The sequence below is a fragment of the Mycobacterium sp. TH-M25 genome (assembly GCF_057473665.1).
This window is the reverse complement of sequence record NZ_JBYCLA010000499.1, coordinates 1-8104: the sequence shown is the minus strand read 5'-3', so window position 1 is coordinate 8104 and position 8104 is coordinate 1. Positions and strand designations below refer to the sequence as shown.

General features: G+C 68.2%; 9 protein-coding genes and 1 pseudogene. 7 read left to right on the top strand and 3 right to left on the bottom strand.

What is annotated here, in order from left to right; all coding sequences use genetic code 11:
• From AC2VOU_RS16825 to AC2VOU_RS16815, 3 genes and pseudogenes are all read left to right on the top strand, one after another.
• A pseudogene (locus AC2VOU_RS16825) lies at positions 1–183 on the top strand (2-phospho-L-lactate transferase); the annotation flags it as partial.
• On the top strand, positions 180–1538 hold the full coding sequence (locus AC2VOU_RS16820) for a coenzyme F420-0:L-glutamate ligase (RefSeq protein WP_486958390.1): 1359 nt from the start codon (positions 180–182) through the stop codon (positions 1536–1538). The pseudogene AC2VOU_RS16825 and the gene AC2VOU_RS16820, both read left to right, overlap by 4 nt.
• The gene (locus AC2VOU_RS16815; RefSeq protein ID WP_486958389.1) at positions 1535–2071 is read left to right on the top strand and encodes an NUDIX hydrolase; all 537 of its coding nucleotides are present in this window, start codon (positions 1535–1537) and stop codon (positions 2069–2071) included. Before AC2VOU_RS16820 ends, AC2VOU_RS16815 begins: the two co-directional genes overlap by 4 nt.
• Before the next feature lie 10 nt (positions 2072–2081).
• On the opposite strand, the gene manB is transcribed toward AC2VOU_RS16815, so the two are convergent.
• The 3 genes from manB to rfbD are packed head-to-tail and all read right to left on the bottom strand — an operon-like array spanning position 2082 to position 4908.
• On the bottom strand, positions 2082–3152 hold the full coding sequence (manB, locus tag AC2VOU_RS16810) for a mannose-1-phosphate guanylyltransferase (protein WP_486958388.1): 1071 nt from the start codon (positions 3150–3152) through the stop codon (positions 2082–2084).
• Positions 3149–3997 carry a glycosyltransferase family 2 protein gene (locus tag AC2VOU_RS16805; RefSeq protein ID WP_486958392.1) on the bottom strand — a complete coding sequence of 283 codons (849 nt, stop codon included), beginning with the start codon at positions 3995–3997 and terminating at the stop codon, positions 3149–3151. The genes manB and AC2VOU_RS16805 overlap by 4 nt, the downstream gene beginning before the upstream one ends.
• A gap of 53 nt (positions 3998–4050) precedes the next feature.
• Positions 4051–4908: a dTDP-4-dehydrorhamnose reductase gene (rfbD, locus tag AC2VOU_RS16800; RefSeq protein WP_486958387.1), complete on the bottom strand. Its 858-nt coding sequence runs from the start codon at positions 4906–4908 to the stop codon at positions 4051–4053.
• 66 nt (positions 4909–4974) lie between these two features.
• Here rfbD and AC2VOU_RS16795 point away from each other — a divergent pair, with 66 nt between their 5' ends.
• The 4 genes from AC2VOU_RS16795 to AC2VOU_RS16780 form a co-directional block, all read left to right on the top strand.
• A complete protein-coding gene (locus tag AC2VOU_RS16795; RefSeq protein WP_486958386.1) occupies positions 4975–6435 on the top strand; it encodes an LCP family protein in 1461 nt (486 codons plus the stop codon).
• A gap of 31 nt (positions 6436–6466) precedes the next feature.
• Entirely contained in the window at positions 6467–7171 is a 705-nt protein-coding gene (locus AC2VOU_RS16790; protein ID WP_486958385.1) for a TIGR03089 family protein, read from the top strand.
• Between the two features lie 390 nt (positions 7172–7561).
• Positions 7562–7846: a DUF1490 family protein gene (locus tag AC2VOU_RS16785; RefSeq protein ID WP_486958384.1), complete on the top strand. Its 285-nt coding sequence runs from the start codon at positions 7562–7564 to the stop codon at positions 7844–7846.
• A gap of 109 nt (positions 7847–7955) precedes the next feature.
• The coding region (locus AC2VOU_RS16780; protein WP_486958391.1) for a hypothetical protein at positions 7956–8104 on the top strand (149 nt) is incomplete at its 3' end.

Here is an 8104-nt window from a genome sequence, read left to right as displayed (position 1 = left end):
GTCGGGCGGTATCACGGTGCACGCGCCGGCACCGGCATCCTGGACTGCTGGTTGATCAACGAGGGCGATCATGCCGACATCGACGGCATCGCGGTGCGATCGGTGCCCCTGCTGATGACCGATCCGCAGGCCACAGCCGAGATGGTCAGCGCAGGACTCGATCTCGCGGGTGTGGCAGCGTGAGCAAACCTGACGAGCACGGCACCGGGTCGCCGGTCGAAATCCTACCCGTGACTGGGCTCCCCGAGTTCCGGCCCGGCGACGACCTCGCCGCCGCCCTGGCCGCTGCGGCGCCCTGGCTGCGTGATGGCGACGTGTTAGTGGTGACCAGCAAGGTATTGTCCAAATGCGAGGGCCGGCTGGTGCCCGCGCCCGCAGATCCCGAAGAGCGAGACACGTTGCGGCGCGCGCTCGTCGAAGCGGAATCGGTGCGCGTTCTGGCCCGCAAGGGCCGCACGCTGATCACCGAGAACGGCCTGGGCGTGGTGCAGGCCGCGTCCGGCGTGGACGGCTCCAACATCGGCACCGACGAATTGGCGTTGCTACCCACCGACCCCGACGGCAGCGCCGCGTCGCTGCGAGCCAGCCTGCGCGAAAGCTTGGGCGTCACAGTGGGCGTCGTCATCACCGACACGATGGGCCGGGCCTGGCGTAACGGTCAGACCGATGCCGCCGTCGGCGCGGCCGGCGTCGCGGTGCTGCACGGCTACGCCGGTGCGGTCGACCGGCACGGCAACGAATTGGTGGTCACCGAGATCGCGGTCGCCGACGAGATCGCCGCTGCCGCCGACCTGGTCAAGGGCAAACTGACCGCAATCCCGGTCGCCGTGGTGCGCGGGCTTTCCGCGCGCATAGTTACCGAAACTGACTTCACTGCAAGACATCTCGTGCGCGCCGGCACCGATGACCTGTTCTGGCTGGGCACCGCGGAAGCCCTCGAGCTGGGCCGCAGTCAAGCCCAGCTGATGCGCCGGTCGGTGCGGCAGTTCGGCGCCGAGCCGGTGCCGTCACAGCTCGTCGAAGACGCGATCGCCGAAGCCTTGACCGCGCCCGCGCCGCATCACACCCGCCCGGTCCGATTCGTATGGCTGCAGACCCGAACCGTCCGCGACCGTCTGCTCGAGCGGATGCAGGACAAGTGGCGGGCCGACCTGGCCGGTGATGGCAGACCCGCCGACGCGGTCGAACGCCGGATCGCGCGCGGTCAGATCCTCTACGACGCACCAGAAGTCGTGATCCCGTTCCTGGTGCCCGACGGTATGCACAGCTATCCCGACGCCGCCCGCACGGACGCCGAGCAAACCATGTTCACCGTCGCGGTCGGCGCCGCAGTGCAGGCGCTGCTGGTGGCGTTGGCGGTGCGCGGCGTGGGCAGCTGCTGGATCGGCTCGACGATCTTCGCCGCAGACCTGGTTCGCGCCGAGCTGGAACTTCCCGACGACTGGGAACCGTTGGGCGCCATCGCCATCGGCTACCCGAACGAGCCCATCGAGGCGCGCGACCCAGTGCCGGCCGCCGATCTGCTGGTACGTAAGTGAGCCTGCGAGCGTCGGCCGTCGCGCTGCTGAGCGACTGGCAGCCACCCGACCATTCACAGGATTCGTTGCGTAACGCAGTGCTGGCGTTCCTGCACGCCCGCGCGGACGCCTGTCGGCGGGAATGCATCCCGGGGCACATCACCGCCTCGGCGTTGGTGCTCGACGACACCGGGGAGCAGGTCTTGCTGACGTTGCATCCGCGACTGGGCCGATGGGTGCAGTTAGGCGGGCACTGCGAGGATTCCGACGCCGACATCCTCGGCGCGGCACTGCGCGAGGCCACCGAGGAATCGGGCGTCGACGGCTTGCGGATCTCCCCCGAACTGGCGGCGATCAACGTGCACGCGCTGACCTGTTCGCTGGGCGTGCCGACCCGCCACCTCGATCTGCAGTTCCTGGCGCACGCGCCGGCGGATGCCCAGATCGCGGTCAGCGAGGAGTCGGTCGACCTCCGGTGGTGGCCGATCGACCGGTTGCCAGACGGGACCGACGAGGCGTTGGCCTACTTGGTCCGGCGGGCCGTTCGAGCGTGAAGCCGACGGCCTAGACGTCGCTGGAGTATCGGATTCCGCCGTCGGGAATGCTGACGCCGGGCCACACCCGCGCACCGCGCAACAACTCGCAGCGCGCGCCGATGTCGGCGCCGTCGCCGATCACACCGTCGCGGATCAGCGCCCGCGGGCCGATCCGGGCGCCGAACCCGATGATCGAGCGTTCGATCACGCTGCCCGCTTCGATGCGCACGCCGTCGAAGATGACTGCGCCGTCCAGCCTTGCGCCGGGCCCGATTTCGGCGCCGCGACCGACCACCGTGCCGCCGATGAGCAGCGCCCCAGGCGAGACCGCGGCACCGTCGTGCACCAGGTATTCGCCGCGGTGCCCGCCCAGTGCCGGCGACGGCGCGATGCCGCGCACCAGATCGGCCGATCCGCGCACGAAGTCCTCCGGAGTGCCCATGTCGCGCCAGTAGCTCATGTCGACGTAGCCGCAGACCTTCACACCGTCGGACAGCAGCGCGGGGAACACCTCGCGTTCGACCGATACCTCGCGCCCGCGCGGGATGCGGTCGATGGTCTCGCGCGAGAACACATAGCAGCCGGCGTTGATCTGGTCGGTCGGCGGATCTTCGGTTTTCTCCAAAAATGCGGTGACGCGGCCGTTCTCGGTCGGCACGCAGCCGAAGGCCCGGGGGTCGCTGACCCGGACCAAATGCAGCGTCAGGTCGGCTCGCTGCTGGCGGTGGTAATCCAGGAGTTGACCGAGGTCTGCGCCGGAGAGCACGTCGCCGTTGAACACCAGCGCCGTGTCGTGGCGCAGCCGGCTTGCGACGTTGGCGATACCGCCGCCGGTGCCCAGCGGCGTCTGCTCGGTCACATATTCGAGCTGCAGGCCCAGTTTGGATCCGTCCCCGAACTCCGCTTCGAACACCGTCGGCTTGTAGGACGTCCCGAGGATCACGCGTTCGATCCCGGCCGCCGCGATCCGCGACAGCAGGTGCGTCAGAAACGGCAGTCCGGCCGTCGGCAGCATCGGCTTGGGCGCCGACAACGTCAACGGCCGCAGCCGGGTGCCCTTGCCGCCGACCAGGACTATCGCGTCAACGTTCGCACTCATCGACGCCGCCCGTCGTCGGAGTTACGCGCCATCAGGCGTGACCGCATCCCCAGTCCGGCCCTAAAGCCCCAGCGCAGCGGCGCGCGCAAGAGTCCGGCATGCCGGTCGGCGAGGTAGATGTAGGTGCTTTGGTGATGCGCGGCCAGATTGCGCGACGATTCGCGGGCGGTCGCGTGCCCCTTGTGATGCAGCACCTCCGCCGTCGGCACGTAGACATTGAGCCACCCGGTCCGGCCCAGTCGGTCGCCCAGGTCGACGTCCTCCATGTACATGAAGTAGCGCTCGTCGAAACCGCCGATCTGCTCGAAAGCCGCGCGACGCACCAGCAGGCATGACCCGGACAGCCAGCCGACCGACCGCTCACTGGGCTCTAACCGCTCCTGACGATAGGCCGCCGTCCACGGGTTGTTCTTCCACAGCGGACCGAGCACCGCGTGCATACCGCCGCGGACCAGGCTCGGCAGTTCGCGAGCGGAGGGATACACCGACCCGTCCGGGTCGCGGATCAGCGGACCGAGAGTCGCCGCGCGGGGCCAGCGTGTCGCGGCGTCCAACAGTGCGTCGATGCTGCCCGGACCCCACTGCACGTCGGGGTTGGCGACGATGATCCACTCGTCGACGTCGCCCAACTCCGCGACCGCACGGTTTACGGCGCTGCCGTAGCCGAGATTGGATCCCGTGGCGAAAAGCCGTACGCCCGGGTAACGCTCGACGGCGGCCTCCGGCGTGCCGTCGGTGGAGCCGTTGTCGGCCATCAGGACACTGACGGGACGCTCGGTCGCATGCGAGAGCGAGGCCAAGAACCGATCCAGGTGTACGCCCGGCGAATAGGTCACCGTAACCACGGGCAGGACGTCACTCACCCGTCGAGGGTAACGGTCGAGGCGGCGGGTGTTACTCAGGAGGGAACAGCGAGCGCCTCGGCGAGTGCCTCGCGCCACGGACGCAGCGGCGACAGGCCGACCTCCTGCGCCTGTCGACCCGACAATGCCGAATAGGCGGGCCGCGCGGCCGGCCGCAGATAGTGAGCACTGCTCACCGGCCGCACCCGTTCCGGATCCGCGCCGACGCCTTCGAACACCGCGCGGGCCTGCCCCCAGCGGGTGACCTCCCCGGAGTTGGCGGCGTGCACGATGCCGTTCGGGGGGCGCACCCGCCCGTCGGCTACCTCGAGCAGCGCGGCAACCAGGTCGCCCGTGTACGTGGGCGAGCCGGTCTGGTCGTCGACCACGTCGACTTCGCCGTCACCGGCGGCCAGCCTGCGCATGGCGGCGACAAAGTCCTTGCCGCTGCCGCCGGTGTAGACCCAGGCGGTGCGGACCACGACGGCCCCCGGCAGCGCCGCCAGCACCGCCAGCTCGCCGGACAGCTTGGTCTGCCCGTAGACGCTCAATGGCCGGGTGCCATCGCTCGGCTCGTACGGCTGAGACGCCGAGCCGTCGAACACGTAGTCAGTGGAGATGTGCACCAGTTGCGCCCCGACCCGAGCGCAGGCCTGAGCGATGTGGCCCGGTCCGGCGGCATTGATCGCGTACGCGCGGTCGCGCTCACGCTCTGCGTCGTCGACGGCGGTGTAGGCCGCGCAGTTGATCACCACGTCGCCGGCCTGCACGATCTCGCCCGCCCGCCGCGGATCGGCGATGTCCCACTGCGACGACGTCAGCGCCAGCACGTCGCGTCCCTGCCGGGTCGCCTCGGCCGCCAGGAAACTGCCGACCTGTCCGCCTGCCCCGGCGATCACAATTCGCTTAGTCATTAGTCACGAGTCTGGCACGCCGAACCGGCGCTACCGGAATTACCGCCGTTACGGAAGTAATCTGTTGTGATGCCTGAGCAACGGGTGACTCGTGTGATTGCAGCAGTGACCGCCACGTTGATTGTTCTCGTGACGGGAGTGGCGTGGGGCAAGGTCCGCTCCTTCGAAGACGGGATCTTCCACGTCTTCGCCCCGTCGCTGGGTCACGGTGGCGACGACGGCGCAATCGACATCCTGCTGGTCGGCATGGACAGCCGCGCCGACGCGCACGGCAACCCGCTGAGCCCGCAGGAACTGGCCTCACTGCGGGCCGGCGACGAAGTGGCCAGCAACACCGACACGATCATCCTGGTGCGCATTCCCGACAACGGGAAGTCGGCGACTGCGATCTCGATCCCCCGCGACACCTACGTGTCCGCGCCCGGGCTGGGCAAAACCAAGATCAATGGCGTCTACGGCCAGACCAAAGAAGAGAAGCGGGTCAGCCTGGTCGAGTCCGGCGCCGCACCCGACGAGGCCGAGCGCGAGGGCACCAAGGCCGGCCGCGAGGCGCTGATCAAGACGGTCGCCGACCTCACCGGAGTCACCGTCGACCATTATGCCGAGATCGGACTGCTGGGTTTCTCGCTGATCACCGACGCCCTCGGTGGGGTCAACGTCTGCCTCAAAGAGCCTGTGTACGAACCACTTTCGGGTGCAGATTTCCCAGCCGGCCCCCAGAAGCTCAACGGGCCGCAAGCACTGAGCTTCGTCCGACAGCGTCACGAACTCCCCCGTGGCGACCTCGATCGCGTCGTGCGTCAGCAGGTGGTGATGTCGTCGCTGGCCCACCAGGTGATCTCGGGCAAAACGCTGTCCAGTCCGGCCACAATGAACCGTCTGCAGTCCGCCATCCAGCGCTCGGTGGTGCTGTCATCCGGTTGGGACATCATGGATTTCGTCAACCAGTTGCAGAAGCTCGCTGCCGGCCGGGTCGCCTTCGCCACCATCCCGGTGCTCGACGAATCCGGTTGGAGCGATGACGGCATGCACAGTGTGGTGCGGGTCGATCCGCACCAGGTCCAGACCTGGGTCGCCGGTCTGCTGGAAGGTCAGGCCAAGGGCAAGACCGAGGAGTTCACCTATGCGCCGGACAAGACCAGCGCCAGCGTCCTCAACGACACCGACATCAACGGCCTCGCCTCTTCTGTATCACAAGTGTTGAGCGCCAAAGGATTCGGCTCCGGCAAGGTCGGCAACAACGATTCAGCACACGTGAAGAGCAGCCAGGTGCAGGCCGCCAAGGCCGACGACGTCGGCGCCCAGGCCGTCTCCAGAGAACTCGGCGGGCTGCCCGTTGTCGCCAACTCCTCGGTGCCGCAGGGTTCGGTCCGGGTGGTGCTCAGCAGCGACTACACCGGCCCGGGCTCGGGTCTCAGCGACGGCGGCCCCAAGCTGGCGGCGGCCTCACACCCCGACACCTCCGACGCCCCCCCGCCGTCGCCGATCCTGACCGCAGGCTCCGATCACCCGGCGTGCGTCAACTGATCTCGTGCCGACGAACTGATCTACTGGTGCGATGACGGTCAGCGCGTCGATTCTGAATCCTCTGCTGCACGCCGACCCGGTCGGCCCGCGGATCACCTACTACGACGACGCGACCGGCGAGCGCATCGAGCTGTCGGCGGTCACGCTGGCCAACTGGGCCGCCAAGACCGCCAACCTGCTGCGCGACGAGTTGGGCGCCGGTCCTTCGAGTCGGGTGGCGGTGCTGCTGCCGGCGCATTGGCAGACCGCGGCGGTGCTGTTCGGGGTGTGGTGGATTGGCGCGGAGGTAGTGCTTGGCGGCCAGAACGCCGATATCGCGTTGTGCACGGCCGACCGGATCGACGAAGCGGACGCCATCGGCGTTGGCGAGGTGGCGGTGTTGTCACTGGACGCCTTCGGCCGCCCCGTGCCGGATCTGCCCGTCGGCGTCACCGACTATGCGACCGCGGTGCGGGTGCATGGCGATCAGATCGTCGGCGAACAGCGGCCCGGGCCGGCTCTCGACGGCAGGTCTGTCGAGCAGGTGCTGGATGCTTGCCAAAAGGCCACGGCCACCAAGGGTTTGACATCCGCTGACCGGGTGCTCTCGACCACGCCGTGGGACACCCCCGACGACGTGATCGAGGGCCTGCTGAGCGTGCTGTCGATCGGTGGGTCGCTGGTCTACGTCGCCAATCCAGATCCGGCCGCGCTGGCCCGCAAGGCCGAGACCGAGAAGGTCACCCGCGGCCTGTGATCACTCCAGCCCCACCGGCCACCAGATACAAGCAGTGCACTTTCTGCCCGCCTTCGAGCGAATTCGATCAGCTGAGGCACAAATTCGCTCGAAGCGTTCAGGGGGCTGCGCCCCGGTGTGGGGACATGAAAATGGCGGGCTGCTGCGGCGGTTGGGTGTCACCCTCGAACCCCACACCGACGCTGCCTAACACCAGCAGGCAACCACTCACCAGCTCCTGGTCACCATATTTTCGAGTGAGGAGGGCACATCGGTGCCCGGCACGCTCACCCCTGCGACACCGAGACTCCACAGCCGAGCGCCAATACATGTTGATATCGCTATATGTGTATGTTAGCGTCGTGGAAGGTCAGTAATCGGACCGTACGACATGACGAGAGGACGTTCGCGATGGTGTTGTCAGGCCTACTGGGAAAGGCGGCCGGCACTGTGGTTACCGGCCTGGTCGGTGTCAGCGCCTACGAACTCGTGCGTAAAGGTCTGGCCAAGGCCCCCGTTCACGAAGCCGCGGTGTCCGCGACCGAATGGAGCCTGCGCGGCACCCGACGGGCCGAGGAAGCAGCGGAATCGGCCCGGCTGAAGCTGGCCGACGTGATGGCCGAGGCCCGCGAACGGATCGGCGAGGAGGCGCAGCCTCCGGCCATCGGCGACCACGACCACGACCACGACCACTGATCGGCTCGACGCCGTGCCCGATGGTCCGCTTCCTCCCCATCGCGCTTCGCGCTCTGCATCGTCAGCGGACGTGACCGGTCTGCAGGTCGTGTCCGATGCCGCCGGGCGCATGCGGGTGAAAGTGCCCTGGGTGCGCGCGAACGCGCGGCGCGCGGTCGCGGTGGAAGAAGAAGTTGACCGACGGCACGGAGTACGCGCCGTGCACGCCTACCCGCACACCGGCTCAGTCGTCGTGTGGTATTCCCCGAAGCGCTGCGA

Excerpts from the sequence above, each read along its gene's own strand:
- manB (WP_486958388.1), bottom strand. The coding sequence starts at position 3,152 with ATGAGTGCGAACGTTGACGCGATAGTCCTGGTCGGCGGCAAGGGCACC.
- rfbD (WP_486958387.1), bottom strand. The coding sequence starts at position 4,908 with ATGACTAAGCGAATTGTGATCGCCGGGGCAGGCGGACAGGTCGGCAGT.
- AC2VOU_RS16790 (WP_486958385.1), top strand. The coding sequence starts at position 6,467 with ATGACGGTCAGCGCGTCGATTCTGAATCCTCTGCTGCACGCCGACCCG.
- AC2VOU_RS16785 (WP_486958384.1), top strand. The coding sequence starts at position 7,562 with ATGGTGTTGTCAGGCCTACTGGGAAAGGCGGCCGGCACTGTGGTTACC.